At 67.9% G+C, this 20,189-nt stretch carries 18 protein-coding genes; 14 read left to right on the top strand and 4 right to left on the bottom strand.

The annotated features are described in order from the left end of the window. Positions 1-43: 43 nt before the first annotated feature. Positions 44-1,777: an MFS transporter gene (locus tag AC1DNC_RS01670; RefSeq protein ID WP_476860827.1), complete on the bottom strand. Its 1,734-nt coding sequence runs from the start codon at positions 1,775-1,777 to the stop codon at positions 44-46. A 251-nt stretch (positions 1,778-2,028) separates the two neighbouring features. Here AC1DNC_RS01670 and AC1DNC_RS01675 point away from each other — a divergent pair, with 251 nt between their 5' ends. From AC1DNC_RS01675 to arsA, 11 genes are all read left to right on the top strand, one after another. Beyond that, positions 2,029-3,039 (top strand): phosphotriesterase family protein, encoded by a 1,011-nt coding sequence (locus AC1DNC_RS01675; RefSeq protein ID WP_476860828.1) that lies wholly within the window; start codon positions 2,029-2,031, stop codon positions 3,037-3,039. Between the two features lie 48 nt (positions 3,040-3,087). Continuing rightward, positions 3,088-4,041, top strand: coding sequence for a phosphotriesterase family protein (locus AC1DNC_RS01680; protein WP_476860829.1), 954 nt, complete (start codon positions 3,088-3,090; stop codon positions 4,039-4,041). Between the two features lie 78 nt (positions 4,042-4,119). Next, positions 4,120-5,259 carry an FAD-dependent oxidoreductase gene (locus AC1DNC_RS01685; protein WP_476860830.1) on the top strand — a complete coding sequence of 380 codons (1,140 nt, stop codon included), beginning with the start codon at positions 4,120-4,122 and terminating at the stop codon, positions 5,257-5,259. A gap of 4 nt (positions 5,260-5,263) precedes the next feature. Further along, positions 5,264-6,241 (top strand): alpha/beta hydrolase, encoded by a 978-nt coding sequence (locus AC1DNC_RS01690; protein ID WP_476860831.1) that lies wholly within the window; start codon positions 5,264-5,266, stop codon positions 6,239-6,241. Further along, the gene (locus AC1DNC_RS01695) at positions 6,238-7,203 is read left to right on the top strand and encodes an MBL fold metallo-hydrolase (RefSeq protein ID WP_476860832.1); all 966 of its coding nucleotides are present in this window, start codon (positions 6,238-6,240) and stop codon (positions 7,201-7,203) included. Before AC1DNC_RS01690 ends, AC1DNC_RS01695 begins: the two co-directional genes overlap by 4 nt. Further along, a complete protein-coding gene (locus AC1DNC_RS01700; protein WP_476860833.1) occupies positions 7,200-8,939 on the top strand; it encodes a CocE/NonD family hydrolase in 1,740 nt (579 codons plus the stop codon). Before AC1DNC_RS01695 ends, AC1DNC_RS01700 begins: the two co-directional genes overlap by 4 nt. A 153-nt stretch (positions 8,940-9,092) precedes the next feature. Further along, positions 9,093-9,800, top strand: a complete 708-nt coding sequence (locus tag AC1DNC_RS01705) for a TetR family transcriptional regulator (protein WP_476860834.1) — start codon at positions 9,093-9,095, stop codon at positions 9,798-9,800. A gap of 129 nt (positions 9,801-9,929) precedes the next feature. Beyond that, the gene (locus AC1DNC_RS01710; RefSeq protein WP_476860835.1) at positions 9,930-11,186 is read left to right on the top strand and encodes an acyl-CoA dehydrogenase family protein; all 1,257 of its coding nucleotides are present in this window, start codon (positions 9,930-9,932) and stop codon (positions 11,184-11,186) included. A gap of 46 nt (positions 11,187-11,232) precedes the next feature. Beyond that, a complete protein-coding gene (locus AC1DNC_RS01715) occupies positions 11,233-12,429 on the top strand; it encodes an acetyl-CoA C-acetyltransferase (RefSeq protein WP_476860836.1) in 1,197 nt (398 codons plus the stop codon). A 23-nt stretch (positions 12,430-12,452) separates the two neighbouring features. Next, positions 12,453-14,015 (top strand): long-chain-fatty-acid--CoA ligase, encoded by a 1,563-nt coding sequence (locus tag AC1DNC_RS01720; protein WP_476860963.1) that lies wholly within the window; start codon positions 12,453-12,455, stop codon positions 14,013-14,015. 43 nt (positions 14,016-14,058) lie between these two features. Next, the gene (gene arsA / locus AC1DNC_RS01725) at positions 14,059-15,831 is read left to right on the top strand and encodes an arsenical pump-driving ATPase (RefSeq protein ID WP_476860837.1); all 1,773 of its coding nucleotides are present in this window, start codon (positions 14,059-14,061) and stop codon (positions 15,829-15,831) included. Positions 15,832-15,863: 32 nt separating this feature from the next. On the opposite strand, the gene AC1DNC_RS01730 is transcribed toward arsA, so the two are convergent. The 3 genes from AC1DNC_RS01730 to AC1DNC_RS01740 form a co-directional block, all read right to left on the bottom strand. Beyond that, entirely contained in the window at positions 15,864-16,097 is a 234-nt protein-coding gene (locus AC1DNC_RS01730; RefSeq protein ID WP_476860838.1) for a hypothetical protein, read from the bottom strand. A gap of 75 nt (positions 16,098-16,172) precedes the next feature. Continuing rightward, positions 16,173-16,658, bottom strand: coding sequence for an N-acetyltransferase family protein (locus AC1DNC_RS01735; RefSeq protein ID WP_476860964.1), 486 nt, complete (start codon positions 16,656-16,658; stop codon positions 16,173-16,175). Positions 16,659-16,693: 35 nt separating this feature from the next. Continuing rightward, positions 16,694-17,044, bottom strand: a complete 351-nt coding sequence (locus tag AC1DNC_RS01740; RefSeq protein ID WP_476860839.1) for an ArsR/SmtB family transcription factor — start codon at positions 17,042-17,044, stop codon at positions 16,694-16,696. 127 nt (positions 17,045-17,171) lie between these two features. Between AC1DNC_RS01740 and arsB the strand changes: the two genes are divergently transcribed. The 3 genes from arsB to AC1DNC_RS01755 are packed head-to-tail and all read left to right on the top strand — an operon-like array spanning position 17,172 to position 20,128. Further along, positions 17,172-18,263: an ACR3 family arsenite efflux transporter gene (arsB, locus tag AC1DNC_RS01745; RefSeq protein WP_476860965.1), complete on the top strand. Its 1,092-nt coding sequence runs from the start codon at positions 17,172-17,174 to the stop codon at positions 18,261-18,263. Positions 18,264-18,287: 24 nt separating this feature from the next. Next, positions 18,288-18,710, top strand: a complete 423-nt coding sequence (locus AC1DNC_RS01750) for an arsenate reductase ArsC (protein WP_476860840.1) — start codon at positions 18,288-18,290, stop codon at positions 18,708-18,710. Between the two features lie 29 nt (positions 18,711-18,739). After that, positions 18,740-20,128, top strand: a complete 1,389-nt coding sequence (locus AC1DNC_RS01755; RefSeq protein WP_476860841.1) for an FAD-dependent oxidoreductase — start codon at positions 18,740-18,742, stop codon at positions 20,126-20,128. Positions 20,129-20,189 lie beyond the last annotated feature (61 nt).

Here is a 20,189-nt window from a genome sequence, read left to right on the forward strand (position 1 = left end):
CAAATGATGTGTTGGTTGTTGGATCCAGCCCGGGCGGTCAGTCTCAGACCGCAGCCTCGGCGCTGGCCTCGGCGTTGGCTTCGGTGGTTTCCGCGACGGCGTCGGGCGTGGGTGCCGAGGCCCGGGCGGAGATGAACAGGGTGAGGATGGCGGAGAGTGTCGCCGCGATGCCGGCGGCAAGGTAGACGGCCTGGAAGCCGTGGCCGAGGGATGACCCAGCCACGCCCTGAATTTGCTGCTTCGCGGCACCGAGGGCCTGGACCATGCCATCGACGGCCTGGGCGGGTGCGCCGCCGGCCGCAGCCTGGCTGGAGAACTGCGCGATCACGCCGTCCCAGCCGGAGAGGTAGCCCAGGGGCGGGACGTTCGACAGCCCGGCGACGGCGTCGGCGGGCAGGCCCGCGCCGCCGAGGATCCCGGCCAGGGGGCCGGCGAAGACGCTGGCGCCGATTCCGAACGCAATGGCCGAGCCGATGACGGGGCCCAGGGCGAAGCCGAGGTCGCGCAGGAGGTTGGTCGTCGCGGATGCCATGCCGATGTGCTGCGGCTGGACGGTGTTGATGGCGACGGCGGTGATGGAGCCGACCGTGAGCGCGAACCCGATGCCCAGTAGCAGGAGCGGCGCAATGAACGCCGTCCAGGGGGTTCCGCCAAACACCTCCGGCGTGCCCAGGGCGAAGGTCGAGAGCCAGAAGGCGGAGACGGACATGAAGGCGAAGCCAGCGGTGAGTACCCAGCGCGGAGCCACGTGGTGGATGAGCCAGCCGACCGCCGGGATGAAGGCAAACGCAGGGCCCTGGATGAAGACGAAGAGCACACCGACCTTCCAGGCTTCGGCGAGGGCGAGTCCGCCCACGGCGACGCTGGTGCTGTAGCAGACCGCAAGGAAGGCGAACATGCCGGTGACGGCAACCACGCCGGTGATCGAGTAGGCGCTGTTTTTGAACAGCGAGAGGTGGATCAGCGGCTGCTTAGTGCGCATTTCGATGACCACAAAGGCGACCAGGAGAACGCCGCCGGCCACGTAGCTGGCGATCACCTCGGCGCTGCCGAAGCCGGCGTCGACCGCTTGCACGGTGGCGAAGAGCACCGCGATCAGGCCGAGCGCGAGAGTCACCTGGCCGGGCAGGTCCAGCTTGCGTCCCTCGGCCGCTGCAGAATCCTTGGCCCGGACCGCCACGATGAGAACCGCGACGGCGATCGCGGCAGCGACGTAGTAGGCCACCCGCCACCCGCTGAAGACGTTGGGCGCGCCGGCAGCGGCACCCGGGACGGTGAAGGCCGCCGCCGTCACGCCTGCCAGCATCGGCGAGATGACCGCGCCCAGCGACAAGAACCCGGCCCAGGTGGCGATGACTTTGGCCCGGGCGCGGTGGTCGGGGGTGATCGCCGCGATCATGGACAGCGAAATGGGGAAGAGGATGCCGGCCCCGATGCCGCCGACTGCCTGCGCCGCGATCATCATCTCGGTGCTGGAGGCCAGCGCCGCCAGGACCGAGCCGGCGACGCTGATTGCAGCGCCGGCGTAGAGCAGCTTCTTGCGGCCGAACAGGTCACCGAGGAGACCCCAGCTGAGCTCAAACACCACGATGCCCATCATGAACATGCCGGCAATCCAAGTCAGGCCGGCGCCCGAGGTGTGGAACTCCACCGCAAAGGTGCCGTTGAGGGCGCCAGGCAGTGCGTTGGTGATTTGGGCCAGTGTGACGGCGCTATAGGCGGCGACGAAGGTGGCCCGGACCGAGCCGCGGCCCGGCACCGGTGTGGTCAGACTCATCGATGAAACTCCTTTGTTTCGGAAGAAGGTGTGGCGCTCACCACAGTGTGGAGTCAAGCTTTACAGACTGTCAAGAGCGCATACGCAATGTTGCCTTCACAAACGTCCAATGAAGCCGCGTTCCGTACGCGCCGACAATTTTCTTGACACGATGTAAAGCGTTGTGTGATGCTGGCAACACCGCAACGGAGCGCTGGCGCGCCAGGCTTCGCGGCCCTGAATTCAACCCCGCAACCCAAGGGAGAACCCTCGTGAGTCACCCCACCCCCGCCGGCACCGCCGCAGCGACCAAGGCCCCCGCCGGGCGCACCGTCAACACGGTCCTGGGTCCCGTGCCCGATTCCGAACTGGGTGTGGTCGCGGTCCACGAGGCACTGCTCTCGGTCCTCCCCGGCGCCCAGTACGCCCCCGACATCACGATGGACCGGGCAGAGATTTTCGAAACCCTGGCCGCGAAGCTGCAGGACTTCCGCGACCACGGCGGGCGGACGATCGTTGACAGCACAGGCATGTTCCATGGCCGCGACCTCAAGCTCTACGAGGCGCTCTCACGTTCCACCGGCGTCCACATCGTCGCCTCCACGGGCCTCGGCCCGGAGGAAGAACTCGGCGGCTACTTCCTGACGCCGCAGACCAACCCGCCCACGCCGTGGCCGGCCGAAAAGTTTGGCGATCTCTTCGGCAAGGAGGTCACCGAGGGGATGGTGATTCCCCGGGTCGAGCGGCGCGCCCCTGCCGGCATCGTCGCCACCATCGCCGACCGCGCGGGCATGACCGCCACCGAGGAAAGCTTGTTCCGGGGATCCGCCCGCGCCGCCCGGAATACCGGCGTCCCGGTGTCCATCCGTTTTGGCGCCGACGCCCTGCACGATCTGGACATCGTCCTGGATGAGCAGGTCGGAGCCGACCGGGTGCTCGTCGGAGACCTGGACCGTAAGGACGTCGCCGGCGCCGCCGCCGAAGTGGCCGGCCGGGGAGCCTTCGTCGGCATCGACCATGTGGGCCTGAACGACAACCCTGGCTACCTCACCGACCACGAGCGCGCCGAGCTGGTGCTCGAGCTCGTCACGGCCGGCCATGCCGACAAGATCATCCTCTCGGGCAACTCGATCGGCGTGGCCAAGGGCCTGCCGGAGTACAACCTGCCCTACAGCCACGTCCTGACCACGTTCATGCCCTTCCTCAAGTCCTGGGGCCTGGGCGAGGAGGACAGCCGACGCATCCTCGTGGACAACCCGCGCAGGCTGCTGGCCGTGCGCTAAGCCCACGCCCGTACGTCCCCTAACCCTTTCGACCCCTGAGGTGAACGAATGACCAAGGTCAACACCGTGCTGGGAACCATCCCGGCCGAAGAACTGGAAATCGTGGCGGTCCACGAACACATCGGCTACGGCATGCCGGGGTCCGAGCTGGACACCAAGTGGTGGAAGTCGCCGGAGCAGGCCTATGAGGAAACTGTGCCCAAGCTGCGGAAGTTCCGCGACTACGGCGGCGGCACCTTCGTGGATGCGACGGGCATCTGCAACGGCCGCGACGTCGACTACTACAAGTCCCTGTCCCGGAAGACGGGCGTCCACATTGTCGCCTGCACCGGCTTCGTCGGCGGGGACACCGCGCTGCCCCACTTCTCGCGTGCGTCCGTGGACTACCTCACCAAGGTGTTCATCCACGAGATCACCGTCGGCATCGGATCCACGGGCGCCAAGGCGGGCGTCATCAAGGTTGGTGTCAGCCGCGGCGGCCGCATGACGGAGCTGGACAAGCGCATCTACCGCGCCGCGGCCCGCGCCGCCGTCGTCACCGGCGCACCCATCCTGACCCACCTGGCCATCGATCCGGAACCGGCCGTGACCATCTTCAACGAGGAGGGCCTCCCGCTTGACCGGGTGCTCTTCGGCCATGCCGACGACGGCCTGAACGCTCCGATCACCCCGCACGACTGGATCTACGAACAGGGCGGCCGGATCGGCTTCGATACCTTCGGCTACGACCTGGAACTGCCGGACCCGCCCTTCTGGGGACGCAAGCGCGCGGAACGCATGGAGCACTTCGTCAAGCTCGTCAACAAGGGCTACGCGGACAAGCTCCTGGTCTCGGCCGACGCCAACTGCAGCCCCCTCGGCTGGCCGGGCGTGAAAGGCCACACCATCAACTACATCTTCGAGGACATGATCCCCGACATGCGGGCGGCCGGCATCGATGACGCCACCCTCAAACTCCTGCTCGAGGACAACCCCGCAGACTTCCTGTCGCTTAGCGCCTGACCCTCCCTGACACGCACAGCCCACCCCCTCCCCTGACTTGGCCCGGGCCAAGAAAGAGTCAAGAAAGAGAACCATCCAATGAAGGCTGAAGACATCAAGAACCTCAAGATCGCCGTCGTCGGCGCCGGCTACGGCGGCGCCGCAGCGGCCAAGGCCCTGAGCCTGCTTGGCGCAGACGTCACCGTCTACGAGCAGGCTCCCCAGATGGGCGAGGTCGGCGCCGGCATCGGCCTCCGTCCCGCCACGATGGCCCGGTTCCGCCAGTGGGGGATCTTCGATGCGGTCGCCAAGGTCAGTTCACCGAGCGACTACTTCGAAATCCTCACGGCCACCGGCGAACCGATCATGAAAGACAACTGGCCCGAAGCCGGCGATGAGAAGCACACCTACCTCATCCATCGCCGCGACTTCATCGATGCCCTGCTCGGCGTACTTCCCGCGGGCATGGTGCAGCTTGGCCACCGGCTGGAGACCATTGAGGACAAGGGCGGCAGCTCCGTCCTGACCTTTGCCAACGGGGAGAGCGTCGAGGCCGACCTGGTGGTCGGCGCGGACGGCATCAAGTCCACGGTCCGCGAGCAGCTCTTCAGCAGCGCGGGCCCGGTGTTCTCCGGCGAGCACGCCTACCGGGTGGTGATCTCCGCCGACGACGCCCACGGCCTGGTGGTCGACGACAACCTGCGGATGTACATCGGCAAGGGCACGAAGGTCTACCTGCTGCCGCTGCGCCACCGCAACCAGATGTCCTTCGACATCACCGCCCTGAACCCGGACGGGACCTGGGCCCCCGCGATCAGCAAGGAAGACCTCCTGAAGACGGTGGAAGGTTTCGACGAGCGGATCGTGGGGATCGCCCGGGGCCTGGACATGCACGCCGTGAACATCCGGGCGGTCTACGACATCGACCCCGTTGACACCTGGCACACGGACTCGGTGGTCCTGATGGGCGATGCGGCCCACTCCATGCTGCACCACCAGGGGCAGGGCGCGAACTCCGCCATCGAAGATGCCGGAGCCCTGGCCGACGCCCTGGCCGAGGCCGGCTCGGTCAAGGAAGCGCTGGCGCTGTTCCAGTCGACCCGCAAGCCGGTGACGGACGAACTGCAGCGCATCTCGCGCCAGGGATGGTCCGAGGAAGAGGTCAACGACGTATTCCCCGGACAAAAGCCCGCGTCCCAGCAGCCCGCGTCCCAGCAGCCCGTCCAGGTGGAGGCATAACGGTATGGCAATCCATCCAGAAATCGCCAAGGTCCTGGCCACCCTGCCTGCACCCGATGGTTCTCCCCTGGACCCTGGCGCCATGCGCGCCGGGGAGGCCGCGCAGGTCGCGCCGCCGGAGGAGCGTCTCCCGCTCCACGCCGTCGAGGACGCCACGGCTGTGACCCCATTTGGCGAAGTGCCGGTGCGGATCTATACCCCCGCCGAGGCCGACAGCTACGGCCTCCTGGTGTATTTCCACGGCGGCGCGTTCTTCCTCGGTAGCCTGGACACCCACGACCATGTGGCGCGCTCCCTGGCCAAGGAAACCGGCTACAAGGTCATCTCGGTGGGCTACCGCCTCGCCCCAGAGGCCGCCTTCCCTGCCGGGCTGGACGACTGCTACGGCGTGGTGCGCTGGGCGGCCGGACAAGGCGCCGGCCTGAAGTGGGACGGCAAGAACCTCGCCATCGCCGGCGACAGCTCGGGCGGCAACTTCGTCGCCGCGGTCGCAGCGAAGGCCCACGATGACGGATTCGAGCGGATCACCCACCAGGTCCTCTACTACCCCTCGCTGGACCTGGACTTCGACGTCGAACGCTACGCCTCGCTGCGGGAGAACGCCGAAGGGTACGGACTCGAGACGGCCGGGCTGCTGCCGTTCAACTCCTTCTACCTTGAAAGCGGAGCCGATCCGGAGGACCCCCTCGTCTCCCCCATCAAGCGCCGGGACCTCTCCGGCCTGCCGCCGGCCCTGGTCATCACCGCCGAGTACGACCCGCTGCGGGACGAGGGCGAACTTTACGGCCGGCGGCTCAGGGAAGCCGGAGTGGAAGCCTCGGTCAGCCGCTATGCGGGCGCCAACCACGGCTTCGTCGCCAATTTCTCCTGGATTCCGGAGTTCTATGGGGCCATCGAAGAAACCGCCGCCTTCCTGGGCGGGAGCGCGGGGCCCAACGGGCACCCAGGCCTGGCGCGGGCACAGAGCAGTGGGGCGCAATGACTGAACCGGTCGCCGTCCACCCCTTGTTCTCCCCGTGGGGGCGGTTCGGCCTCTACAGTTTCTTCATCGATGCCCCGGAGCCCGCGATCGTGGATACGGGCATCGCGTCCTCGCCCGCCGAGGGCATGGTGCCGGCCCTGGCGGCGATCGGCCGCCGAATCGAGGACGTCCGCTGGATCCTGCTGACCCACGGCCACATCGACCACCTCGGCGGCGCCCATGCCTTGTGGGAGCTCACCGGACGGCGAGCCCAGGTGGTCATCCACGAGGCCGACGCCCCCATGCTGCGCTCCCGCCGCGCCCATGTGGACGAATACCTTGCCGGTCGCGGGCAGTACCTGCATGACCCGGACGGCGAGGCCAAGCTGACAGCCGCCACGAACGCCGTCATCTCAGGCGAGATGGAACCGGACGTGCTGGTGCGCGGCGGCGAGACCCTCTCCCTCGGCGGAAACGTCACCGTGTCGGTCCACTCGATCCCGGGCCACACCCCGGGTTCGGTGGCGTACGTCGTCGACGGCCAAAACGACGTGTTCGTCGGCGACGCCGTCCAGGTCCACGGCGCCGCCAACGGCTTCCCCGGCTTTGTGGACCCGGCCGCCTACCGTGCGAGCCTGCGTTACCTGCGCGATGAAATCCGTCCCACGCACCTCTACCTGGGCCACCCGTACCGACGCGCCGACGGCACACCGTACGGCGTGGAGCTCGACGCCGGAGAGGCTGCGGAGGCGCTCCAGGCGAGCCTGGCCGTCGAGGCACGCGTCAATGAGGCGGCCTGCGGCTGCCTGGCCGACGGGCTGCAGGATTCCGACTCGCCCTATTCGCCCTTCACCCGCGCTGCCGAGGACCTTGGCTACACCGGGGACCCCACGCTGGAGCCGTCCCCGTTCTTCACCACGCTCCACGGCTACAGCACCGCGTTGGACCCCACGACCCACCATGAGGAGATCAGCCACACATGAATGACTTCCAGATACTGGACGCAGGCGGCGAGAAGATCGCCGTCCGCAAGGACCTCCGGGTCCCGATGCGCGACGGCGTCGAGCTCGCCGCGGACACCTACCAGGGCCCCGAGGACAAGCCGCGGCCGGCGCTCGTGGCCTTGAGCCCCTACGGCAAGGAGTTGCAGGCGCTCGCGCTGACCACGCCGCCGCAGCGGCGCCCCAGCCCGATGTGGGACGGCTGCATCGAGGCCGGCGACATCGCCCGGATCGTCAAGGAAGACTACGTCCACGTCATCGGCGACCTGCGCGGCTCCGGGCACTCGGGCGGCGAGCACATCGGCAACTACAACGCCGGGGGTGTGTCCCTGGGCCAGGACGCGTACGACTTCATCGAGTGGGTCGCCGAGCAGCCGTGGTGCGACGGCAACGTCGGCATGGTCGGCATCTCCTACTTCGGGTCCATGCAGGTGCTGGCTGCCGCCGAGCGGCCGCCGCACCTGAAGGCGATCTTCGTTTCCGGCGGACACTACGACTTCTACGAGACCACGTACCACGGCGGCATCATGTGGTTCATGCCGCGGGCCGCGCGGGAGGGCCGCGGCGGCGACTCCGGCTGGGCGTTCACCGACGGCGTCAAGTCCCGCATGATCGAGAAGCACTCACCCGCGGACCTCAAGGAACTCGTCGCCAAGCGCCTGGAGGATCCCGACGTCGCCGCCTGGCCGAACTTGGTCCACGTCCTGCACTACCCGAAGAACCACGAAGCCTGGTTCGACATCGTGATGAACGACCTCGACGGCGACTGGTACGAGGAGCGCAACCCCATCACGCTCGCGCCGAACATCGATATCCCGGTCTGGCTGCAGATCGACCAGGGCCGCGGCTGGACCATGGACGGCACGATCGAGCTATTCAACGCGCTGAAGGGACCCAAGAAGCTGGACATCGGCCCCTACCCGCCGATGCAGTCGCGTCCGTTCATCGAGGAACACGACAAGATGTTCCGCTGGTACGACTACTGGATCAAGGGCATCGACAACGGCGTGATGGACGAGCCTGCCGTCAGCGTCTTCGTCGAGGGCTCCCGCGAGCTCGTGACCGCGGAGGCGTGGCCGCCGAAGGACACCGAGTACAAATCCCTCTACCTGCGGCCGCGCCGCAAGCTCTCGACCGAACCAGAGCCCATGGGTGCCGAACATGCGGCCCCGGACGGTTTCTACCAGGCGCCGCTGACGGTGACCGACAAGGTGGAAATCATCAGCTGGTCCACCCCGGCCTTCGAGGAGGACACGGAAATGATCGGCACCGGTGCCGCTCACATCTTCGCCGAGATCGACCAGCCGGACACCAATTTCATCCTGCGCCTGTGGGACTACGCCCCCAACGGCAAACGGCAGCTCATCACGAGCGGCTACCTCAAGGCCTCGCACCGCGAACTCGATGAGCGCAGCACCGAAGGCAGCCCGATCCACCCGCACACCCGATCCGTGCCGGTGGAACCCGGCGTGATCGAGGAGTATGTGCTGCGGCTCTACCCGTTCGCGAACACGTTCAAGCAGGGCCACACCTTGACGGTGGAGCTGTCCAATGACGAGCCGCTGGCCGACGAGCACAACGCACTGCTGCCGCCGGACGCCTTCCACCTGCCGGTGGGCCGACCCGTCACCCACAAGATCTACCGCGACGCGGCCCACCCCTCCCGGCTGGTGCTGCCCTTCACCACGCAGTCGTCGCTCCAGGACACGGCGGAGTGAGCTGAAAGGGCTGCGCTCCTGCCCAGTTACCTCCCTCGAATCCGCTTCTGTGCCGGGGACACACCGGCCGGCTGCGCGTGTCGGACCTGGTAACTGGGCTGGAGCGCACGGTCCGGCAGAAGGCGCCGGCCGCGCTGTGCTAAATTTCGGGCCATGACCTCGCAACCGCCAAGCCATCATGCCGACGCGCCCGCTGCCGCCGCTATCGGCCTGCTGGCGAGGCAGGGTTTCGACGCAACGTCTGTCGACGACCTTGCGGACGCGGCGGGGATGAGCCGCAGCACCTTCTTTCGGAAGTTCGGTTCCAAGGAGGACGTCGTCTTCGCCGACCACGAGCGGATCCTGCGGCAGGTCACCGACAGCCTAGCGGAAACAATGCAGGAACCACTCGCGGCAATCTGCGAAGCGGCCCTGCTGGTCTTCAACCACCACCTTCGGAACCGGGAAACGTCCCGGGCACGCTATGAGCTGATGCAGGCGGTTCCCGCACTCCGGGACCGGGAACTGGTCACCTCGCACCGGTACGAGAGGGCGTTCCTCCAGCACCTGCTGGACACGCTGCCCGACGCCGAACACCGCGAATACAAGGCCGTCTCCTTCGCCGCGGCCGTGGTGGCCGTGCACAACGCCTTCCTCCGGCGGTGGCTCCGCACGGCGGCCGGGGCCCCGGAAGCGGAGAAGGCTGCCCGGGACCGCTCAACGGCGCTCGCCAACGAACTGCACGCCCTCTCGGAGATCTTCCGTCCGGCGCTGCTGGGCTCGGGCCGCGCGCCCGAGTCCACCGCCGTCGTCGTGACTGTCCTCGCGGCGGGCGCAGACAAGGACGCAATTGCCCAGGCCGTCCGGGATGCCCTCCCCTAAGCCAGGGATCGAGCGTCGTGACACTGAGTTTCTTGACGTGGGACTCCGTTTCATTGCATCCTTAGTCGATGTGGCGCGAGCCACACTCCGCGGGCGATCAGACCCCGCACCGCAGACAGAGGACTACACATGACGACGACGTCGCCCGGCTCCGGGCTTACCGCCACAGCGACCGCGGACAACTTTCCGCTCGGAACCGTAGAACCCGATTACGTGCTGACCGAGGCCCTGGGCACGGACCCCGCCGCCGTCTTCACCAGCCTCAGCGACGAGGACCGAAGCTACTGGGATCGTGCCCGCAGCTTCGTCCAGGACGAGGTCCTTCCCGTCATAGACGGTTACTGGGAGCGCGCCGAGTATCCACTGCACCTGCTCCGGCGCCTCGGCGAACTCGATTTGCTGCGGGACGGCGTCGAGGTCGACGGGTACCCCGCGATGAGCAGCATGGCCGCCGGCCTGGTGAACATGGAAATCAGCAGGGGCGACGGCTCCGTGGCCACCATGATCGCCGTGCAGGGCGGCCTCGCCCTGCGCTCCGTCGCGGAGTGCGGGTCCGCGGAGCAGAAGGACCGCTGGCTGCCGGCGATCGCCGCCGGCACGGAATACGCCGCGTTTGCCCTGACGGAACCGACCCACGGATCGGACTCCGTGGCCCTGGAGTCCACGGCCACCGCCACGGACGGCGGTTTCCTGCTCAACGGCGAAAAGAAGTGGATCGGCAACGGCTCCGTCGGCGGCGTCAGCGTGGTGTGGGCCCGCGGCGAGGACGGCCAGGTGCACGGCTACCTGGTTCCGCAGGACTCCCCCGGCTACTCCGCGACCAAGATCGAGGGCAAGCTGGCCTTGCGCGCCATCTGGCAGGCGCACATCCGGCTCGAGAACGTCTTCGTCCCGCAAGAGAACGTCCTGCCAGGCGCCCGGACCTTCAAGGACACCGCGCGCGTGCTGCTGGCGACCCGGCTGGGCGTCGCCTGGTCCGCCGTCGGGCATGCCACCGCCTGCTACGAAACCGCCGTCCAGTACGCCAAGCAGCGGGTGCAGTTCGGCCGGCCGCTGGCAGCTTCCCAGATTGTGCAGGAACGACTGGCCCGGATGCTCAGCGAGCTGGCCACCATGCAGCTGATGGTCGTCCAGATGACCCGCCTCGACGAAGAAGGGCTGCTCACTCCCGAGCAGGCCTCGCTGGTCAAGTACACCTGCACCCGGACGGCCCGCGGCATCGCCTCCAATGCCAGGGACCTGCTCGGCGGCAACGGCATCCTGCTGGCCAACCGCGTCGCCCGGCACCTCGCCGACATCGAGGCCATCCACACCTACGAGGGCACCGAGACCATGCAGGCCCTCATCATCGGGCGCGGCATCACCGGAACCTCCGCCTTCGCCTGAGCCCCCGCCTGATCCGCACCGCGCCCGCCACCCCGAAAGGATTCTCATGAACCAGAACGCCAACATCCCCGTCATCCTCGGCGGCGCCCGGACACCCTTCGGCCGCTTCCGCGGCGGCCTGACCGCCTTCTCGTCCAGCGAGCTCGGCGCGCACGCCATCCGCGCCGCGCTGGACCGGACCGGCGTCGCTCCCGAGCAGGTCGGCGCCGTCATTGTCGGGCAGGTCATCCAGGCCGGAGCGGGCCAGGGTCCGGCGCGGCAGGCCAGCCTGGCCGCCGGCATCGGCTGGGACGTTCCCACCGTAACGATCAACAAGCTCTGCCTCTCCGGGCTCACCGCCGTGATCGACGCCGCCCGGATGATCCGTGCGGGCGAAGCCGACTTCATCGTCGCCGCCGGCCAGGAATCAATGACCAACGCGCCCCACCTTGTGCCCGGCCTGCGCGCCGGCGTCGTCATCGGCGATGCGCCGATGCTCGATTCGCTGAACCACGACGGCCTGCAGGATCCGGTGAGCGGGCAGCTCATGGGCACCGCAACGGACGCCGGCAACGCCGAGCGGGGCATCGCGCGCGCCGAGCAGGACGAGGTCGCGGCCCGCTCCCACCAGCGCGCCGCGGCAGCACGCGCTGAAGGCGTACTCGCCGAGGAGATCGCCCCGATCGAGGTTCCGCAGCGCAAGGGCCCGGCGCTCACGCTCGAACACGACGAGGGCATCCGGCCGGAGACCACCGCGGAATCGCTCGCCCAGTTGCGGCCCGCCTTCTCGAAGGACGAAGCGGCCACCATCACGGCCGGGTCCTCCTCCCCGCTCTCCGACGGTGCCGCGGCGCTGGTGATCGCCAGCAAGGCCGCAGCCGAGGCAGCGGGACTGGAATGGATTGCCGAAATTGGCGCCCACGGCCAGACCGCCGGGCCGGACGGCTCCCTGCATTCGCAGCCGGCACGGGCCATTGAACGCGCCCTCAAGGGCGAGGGACTCTCTGTCGAGGACCTCGACCTCGTCGAAATCAACGAAGCCTTCGCCTCCGTGCTCATCCAGTCGGCCAACGACCTGGGCATCGAGGCCGAAGCCGTCAACGCCGAAGGCGGCGCCATCGCCCTCGGTCATCCGGTGGGAGCTTCCGGTGCGCGCCTGGTGCTGCACCAGGCACTGGCACTGAAGCGCCGCGGTGGAGGCACCGGCGTCGTCGCCCTTTGCGGCGGCGGCGGCCAGGGCGACGCACTGATCCTCAAAGCATGAGCACCCCTACGAAGAAGCAGGCCATGACCAACAACAGCACCGCAGACGGCTTCGGAACAATCTCCGTCGCCGCCATCCTGGCCGAATCCGCCCGGCGGACACCGAACAGCATCGCCCTCATCGTCGGTGAGGACGAGACCAGCTACGGCGAACTGTGGCGCGGGACGCGTGCCTACGCCGGGGCGCTGCGGGCCCGCGGCATCGGGCCCGGCGACGCCGTCGCCGTCCTGATCCCCAACGTCCCGGACTTCGCCCGCGTCTACTACGCCGTCCTCTCGCTGGGAGCCATCGTGGTTCCGGTGCACGCCCTGCTCAAGGCACGCGAAATCGAATACGTCCTCCAGGACAGCGGCGCCAGGATGTTGATCTGCGCCGCACCGCTGCTGAAGGAAGGCGCCGCCGGCGCCGTCAGCGCCGGCGTCGATGTCCTGACGGTCATGGCACCCGAGGACGGCGATCTGCCCCGGCTCGAGTCGGAGGCGGCCGCGGCCGAGCCCATCCGCAGCTACGAGCCATGCCGGCCCTCGGACACCGCCACGATCCTGTACACCTCCGGCACCACAGGCAAGCCCAAGGGCGCCCTAGGCACGCACTTCGCCCTGGTGGAACAGACCTCCGTCATCTTGACCTCGGTCATGGACTTTAAGCCCGGCGACGTTCTCTTCGGCGGCCTGCCGCTCTTCCACACCTTCGGCCAGACCGTGGTGCTCAACGCCGGCCTGCGGGCGGGGGCCACAATCGTGATGATGCCGCGCTTCAACGGCGAAGATGCCCTCCAGCTGATGGCCCGGCACAACGTCAACATCTTCCTCGGCGTGCCGACCATGTATGTGGCGCTCATCGAAGCGGCGAAGACCGTTGCCGTCCGTCCGACCGGCCTCCGCTACGGCATCTCCGGCGGGGCATCGCTGCCGCTTGCGGTGATGGACCGGTTCCGCGACGTCTTCGGGGTGGAGATCCACGAAGGCTATGGCCTGACCGAGACCTCTCCGGTCGCCGCGTTCAACCATGTGGGCACCCAGCCCCGGCCCGGCACCATCGGGACGGCCATTTGGGGCGTCGACATTGAAATTGCGCGGGCCGAGACGGTCGACAGCATCGAACTGCTGCCCACGGGCGAGCTGGGCGAGCTCGTCGTCCGCGGACACCTGCTGATGAAGGGCTACCTCAACCGGCCGGAGGCCACGGAGGAGGCGATCGTCGACGGCTGGTTCCGCACCGGGGACCTTGGCACCAAGGACGACGACGGATACCTCACCATTGTGGACCGCAAGAAGGACATGATCATCCGGAACGGCTACAACGTCTACCCCCGCGAGGTGGAGGAAATCCTGCTCACCCACCCGGAGGTGGTCAGCGCCGCCGTCTATGGGATCCCGCACGACGTCCACGGCCAGGAAGTCGCGGCCGCAATCGTGCTCGACGCCGGCGCCACCGTCTCCGAGAAGGAGCTGATCGACTTCGCCAGCGCCCAGCTGGCCGCGTACAAGTATCCTCGCGTCATCAGGCTGCTCACGGAGCTCCCTCTCGGCCCGAGCGGGAAAATCCTCAAGCGAAGCCTGGCCGGCGGATCCAACGGGACGTAGGAGGAACAGCATGGGGATTGACGCCCGTCGATAAACTGGCCACGTGAAATTTCTCGAGAACGCCCCGCGGTTCCTCTTCTTCACCGGCAAGGGCGGGGTGGGAAAGACGTCCATAGCCTGCGCGGCGGCGCTCACCCTCGCGGGTAAGGGCAGAAGGGTCTTGCTGGTCAGCACAGACCCCGCCTCCAACGTCGGGCAGGTCTTCGGGGTCAGCATCGGGAACACCCTCACGCCCATCCCGGGGGCACCGGGGCTCTCCGCCCTGGAAATTGACCCTGAGCAAGCCGTCGAGGCCTACCGGGAACGGATCCTCGCCCCCGTAAGGGGTCTCCTCCCGGAGACCGAACTGGTAGGCATCGCCGAGAGCCTCTCAGGCTCCTGCACAACGGAGATTGCCTCTTTCGACGAGTTCACCAACCTGCTCGCCGACGACGAAGCATACGGCGAGTACGACCACATCCTCTTCGACACTGCCCCGACAGGCCACACGCTGCGGCTGCTGCAACTGCCCGGCTCGTGGACCGATTTCCTGGCCGCCGGCAAGGGCGACCCCTCCTGCTTGGGGCCGCTCTCGGGACTCGAGAAGCACAAAGAGGTATATGCCGCGGCGGTCCGTGCCCTTACCGATCCGGCGAGGACTCGGCTTGTCCTGGTCACCCGGGCACAGAAGTCGGCACTGAGCGAGATCGAGCGGACGTACCGCGAACTCGAGCAGATCGGGATCGGCGGCGGTTACGTCGTCGTCAACGGCGTGCTCCCGGATTCAGCCGGCACGGAGGAACTGGCGCGGGCGCTGAGGACCCGCGAGTCTGCTGCCCTCGCCTCCATTCCCGAGTTGGTCGCCGGGCTGCCACGCGATGTCCTGGAATTGAATTCGGGCAACATGGTCGGCATTCCGGCCCTGAAGTCCCTGTTCGTGACCGCTTCCGGCGCCAGCTCCACGGCAGACGCGGCAGACGCGGCCCCGGCCCCCGAGGTCAGCCACGCTCCGCTGGCCGCCCTGGTGGACGAGATGGAAGCCGACGGCCATGGTCTCGTGCTGTGCATGGGCAAGGGCGGGGTCGGGAAGACCACCGTCGCGGCCGCTATCGCAGTCGCGCTGGCGAACCGGGGTCATGCGGTTCACCTCACGACGACCGATCCGGCCGCTCACCTCACCGAGACGCTCAACGGTTCCATCACGGGCCTGACGGTTTCGCGGATCGATCCGGAGGCGGCCATCCAGGAATACCGCAGCCACGTGATGGAAACCAAGGGCCGGAACTTGGACGAAGAAGGACGTGCGGCGCTGGCCGAAGACCTGTTGTCCCCGTGCACCGATGAGGTAGCCGTGTTCCGGCAGTTCTCCAGGGTGGTTCAGGAGTCGCGCCGGCACTTCGTGGTGATCGACACCGCCCCCACCGGGCACACGCTGCTTCTCCTGGATGCAACCGGTTCCTACCACCGCGAGATCGCCCGCCAGGTCGGTGACACCATGGGGTTCGTGACGCCGCTCATGCGACTACAGGATCCAGCCCAGACCAAGGTCGTACTTGTCACCCTTGCCGAACCAACACCGGTGCTCGAAGCACAGGAACTGCAGTCCGACCTGGAAAGAGCCGGCATCCATCCGTGGGCCTGGGTGATCAACAACTCGATCGCAGCCGCGCATCCGCGGACGCCGTTCCTGCGGGCCCGCGCCGCGAGCGAATTCGAACAGATCACGAAAGTGCACACCCTGACGGGCCGGGTAGCCCTGATTCCGCTGCTGGCCGAGGAACCCGTTGGAGAAGAAAGACTGTCCGCGCTGACCACTCCCAGCTCGGAGCCGGCCTGAGAGAGACTCGCCCCGCCGGCTCCGCGGCCCGGCTAGTCGAGCCGGCCCCGGTCCAGCAGCGCCTCGATATCCCGGGCCGTGGCGTCCAGCCTGGCGATCGTGTCGCGCTGGAGGGACCGCAGGTATTCGGCATCCGACTCGCCGTCCTGAACCCAATTCTCGTCGCCCGGCGCGTCCATCGCCTGGCGTGTGTTTGCCGTGGCTGTCCTGACGTTTTCCAGCACGGCGCGCAGCCTGTCCTGGGCGGTGGGCTCTTCCATGGTCATGGGTGTCCTTTGTTCGCGAGGCTGTTGCCGGTCCTTGGGACCAGTTTCCCCGCGGGCACGTGCACGGCACCAGAACTAAAGGACCTGGGTTCGCCGTTCGATCAGCACGGTGTCCCGCCATTGGCCTGCGGCAGGGCCGTGGGCCATCCGGCCAATCTTTTCCCGCCGGCCGACCGCCCTGAACCCGTGGGCGAGGTGGAGCGCCAGGCTTTGCTCGTTCTCCGGGAACACGCTCGCCTGGATGGTCCAGATGCCGTCCCGTTCCGTCGAGGCGATCAGGGACCGGAGGAGGACGGATCCGATCCCCCGGCCGCGCGCGGCTGCGGAGACGTAGATGGAGTGTTCCACGACGCCCGCGTAAACCGGCCGGGCGGACACGGCGGAAACCGCAGCCCAGCCGAGAATCCCGGCGTCGGGCGTCTCCGCCACCAGGCGGTGCGAGGCCAGCCGCGAGGCGTCGAACCGGTGCCAGTCCGGCGCCTCGGACTCGAACGTCGCCTGCCCGGTGGCGATACCCTCGCTGTAAATTCTGTGCACCGCCGGCCAGTCCGTCTCCCGCATCGGCCGGACGGCGACACCCGCCGCGGTTCCCCGGCTCACAGTGTCGCCAGGAGCCCGGCAGTCTGCTCGATCGCGCCGGGCACCAGTGAGTAGTAGGCCCAAGTCCCGCGCTTTTCACGGTGCAGCAAGCCGGCGTCGACCAGGATTTTAAGGTGGTGCGACACGGTGGGCTGGCCCAGGTCCAGCGGTTCGGTAAGGTCGCAGACGCAGGCTTCCCCGCCCCCGGAACCCTTGACGATGGAGAGGAGCCGTAGCCGGTTAGGGTCGGCCAGGGCCTTGAACACCAGGGCCTTGCGCTGGGCATCCTCTGCGCTCAGGACGGCCTGGTCGGACGGTACGCAGCAGGCCTCGTCGACGGCCGGCTCAAGGGTCTGCAGAGAATTCATGTGTCTATTATGCACATGGATTGACATCCATCGATATAGTTGGCAATACTTCATATCGATAACCATCAATCTTTTGCCGAGCTGTCCAAATCAGGCTGCGCCGGCGCAGTACAGGAGTCCCGTGAACATCCAGACCGACCAGTCGCCCGACGTCGAAGGTGAGGCCGCCGTCGTCGGCAAACTCTCCACTCTGGACCGGTTCCTGCCCGTCTGGATCATCGCGGCCATGGCTCTCGGCCTGCTGCTGGGCAGCTTCGTCCCGGGCCTGAATACCGCACTTGAGGCCGTCAAAATCGGCGAGGTCTCCCTGCCGATCGCCGTCGGCTTGCTGGTGATGATGTATCCGGTGCTCGCCAAGGTCCGCTACGACCAGGCACACCGCGTGATCGGCGATCGCAAACTCATGATCACCTCCCTGGTCCTGAACTGGGTCCTCGCCCCGGCGTTCATGTTCGTCCTGGCGTGGATCTTCATCCCGGACCTGCCCGAGTACCGCACCGGGCTGATTATTGTGGGCCTGGCCCGCTGCATCGCCATGGTGATGATCTGGAACGACCTTGCCTGCGGCGACCGCGAGGCCGCGGCCGTGCTGGTGGCCATCAACTCCGTCTTCCAGGTCATCGCGTTCGGCGCCCTCGGCTGGTTTTACCTCCAGCTCCTGCCCTCCATCCTGGGCCTGCCCACCACCAGCGCCGGCTTCTCCTTCTGGGCCATTACCGCCTCCGTGCTGGTGTTCCTGGGGATCCCGTTGCTGGCCGGCTTCCTCACCCGCACACTCGGGGAACGGGCCAAGGGCCGCGACTGGTACGAGGGAACCTTCCTTCCGAAACTCGGCCCCTGGGCACTCTACGGCCTGCTGTTCACCATCACCCTGTTGTTCGCCCTGCAGGGCGGCACCATCACTTCCCGCCCGCTGGACGTCGCCCGGATCGCCCTGCCGCTGCTGGTTTACTTCCTGGTGGTCTTCGGCGCCGGGATGCTGATTGGCCGGCGGCTGCGACTGGGCTACGCCAAAACCACCACCCTGGCCTTCACCGCGGCGGGCAACAACTTCGAACTCGCCATCGCCGTCGCGATCGGCACCTTCGGCGTCACCTCCGGGCAGGCGCTGGCCGGCGTCGTCGGGCCCTTGATCGAAGTCCCCGTCCTAGTTGCACTGGTCTACGCGGCCCTCTGGGCCCGCAAATGCTACTTCACCTCCCGCACCCTTTCCGTCTAACCCCACAAACCTCAGGAGAACGCCATGAGCACCGAAACCGCCAAGAAGCCGTCCGTCCTCTTCGTCTGCGTCCACAACGCGGGCCGCTCCCAGATGGCCGCTGCCTTCCTCACCACCCTGTCCAAGGGCGCCATCGAAGTCCGCTCCGCGGGATCTGCGCCCGCGGATAAGGTCAACCCCGCCGCCGTCGAGGCCATGGCCGAACTCGGGATCGACATGTCTGCGGAGATCCCCAAGGTCCTCACCACCGAGGCCGTCAAGGAATCGGACGTCGTCATCACCATGGGCTGCGGCGACACCTGCCCGATCTTCCCGGGCAAGCGCTACGAGGACTGGGAACTCGAGGACCCTGCCGGGCAGGGCGTCGACGCGGTCCGTCCCATCCGGGACGAAATCAAGTCCCGCATCGAGGAGCTCATCGCTTCCCTCACCCCCGCGAACAAGTAACCACCCCGCCGAACGAAACAGAGGACACCATGGCTGCAACCAACACCCTTCCCGTAGCTGTCATCGGAGCCGGGCCCATCGGCCTCGCCGCGGCGGCGCACCTGCTCGAACGCGGCCTGGAACCGTTGATCCTCGAGGCCGGCCCGGCCCCGGCCGCCGCGATCGAACAGTGGCGCCACATCCGGTTGTTCTCGCCCTGGCAGTACAACACCGACGCCGCCGTGGCACGACTGCTCGCCGCGGCCGGCTGGGAATCACCCGAGCCGTCCGCGCTGCCCACCGGCGGCGACTTGATCGACCGGTACCTCAGCCCACTCGCATCGCTTCCCGAGATCGAGTCCCGCCTGCACACCGGGGCCCGCGTCATCGCCGTCACCAGGCAGGGCATGGACAAGACCCACAGCCGGAACCGCGACACGACCCCGTTCGTGGTCCGGGTCGCGCACGCCGACGGCGAAGTCCGCGACTACCAGGCCGCCGCCGTCATTGACGCCTCCGGAACCTGGTCCACCCACAACCCCCTCGGCACCTCCGGCCTGCCCGCCGTCGGCGAAGCAGCCGCCGCGGCCCACATCTCCTCTCCCCTGCCGGACGTCCTGGGCCGAGACCGCGAAGCCTTCGCCGGGCGCACCGCCGTCGTCATCGGCGCCGGCCACTCCGCGGCCAACACGCTGATCAACCTCTCCGAACTTGCGGCCCAAGTGCCCGGCACGAAGATCGTGTGGGCGATCCGCGGAGCCTCGGCGGCCAAGGTCTACGGCGGCGGCGACGCCGACGGGCTCGCCGCCCGCGGCCAGCTCGGCAGCAGGCTGCGCGCCCTTGTGGAGGACGGCACGGTGGAACTGCACACCGGCTTCGGGATCGCCGCACTCACCGCGGCCGACGCCGGTTCGGTAACCCTCACCGCCACCGACGGCCGGACCCTGACGGCGGACGTCGTGGTCCCGGCTACCGGGTTCCGCCCAAACCTGGACATGCTCCGGGAACTCCGGCTGGAACTGGACCCGGGCGTCGAAGCACCGCGGGAGCTGGGCCCGCTGATCGATCCCGAATTCCACTCCTGCGGCACCGTGGAACCGCACGGCGCGAAGATGCTGGCCCACCCGGAGCGGGACTTCTACATCGTCGGGATGAAGTCCTACGGCCGGGCCCCCACCTTCCTGCTGGCCACCGGCTACGAACAGGTCCGCTCCGTCGCCGCGGCCCTGGCCGGGGACCGGGAAGCCGCCGACACCGTCCAGCTCGAACTACCCGAGACCGGAGTCTGCTCCTCGGACATCGGCACCAGCTGCGACGTCCCGACGCCGGCGACCGCGGGGTTCGTGGCGGAGACCTCCGGCGGTTGCTGCGGGACGCCCGAACCGGTCCTGGTCGGCTTCCCCACCGGTCTGGCCCACGGCCGCTCCGGCGAAAACTGACCCCCTCCGCCTGGTCACCTAGCCAGGTCCCCATCCCTGCTAAGCAACACCGGCTCCGGCT

Source organism: Arthrobacter sp. 01N442 (genome assembly GCF_056399345.1).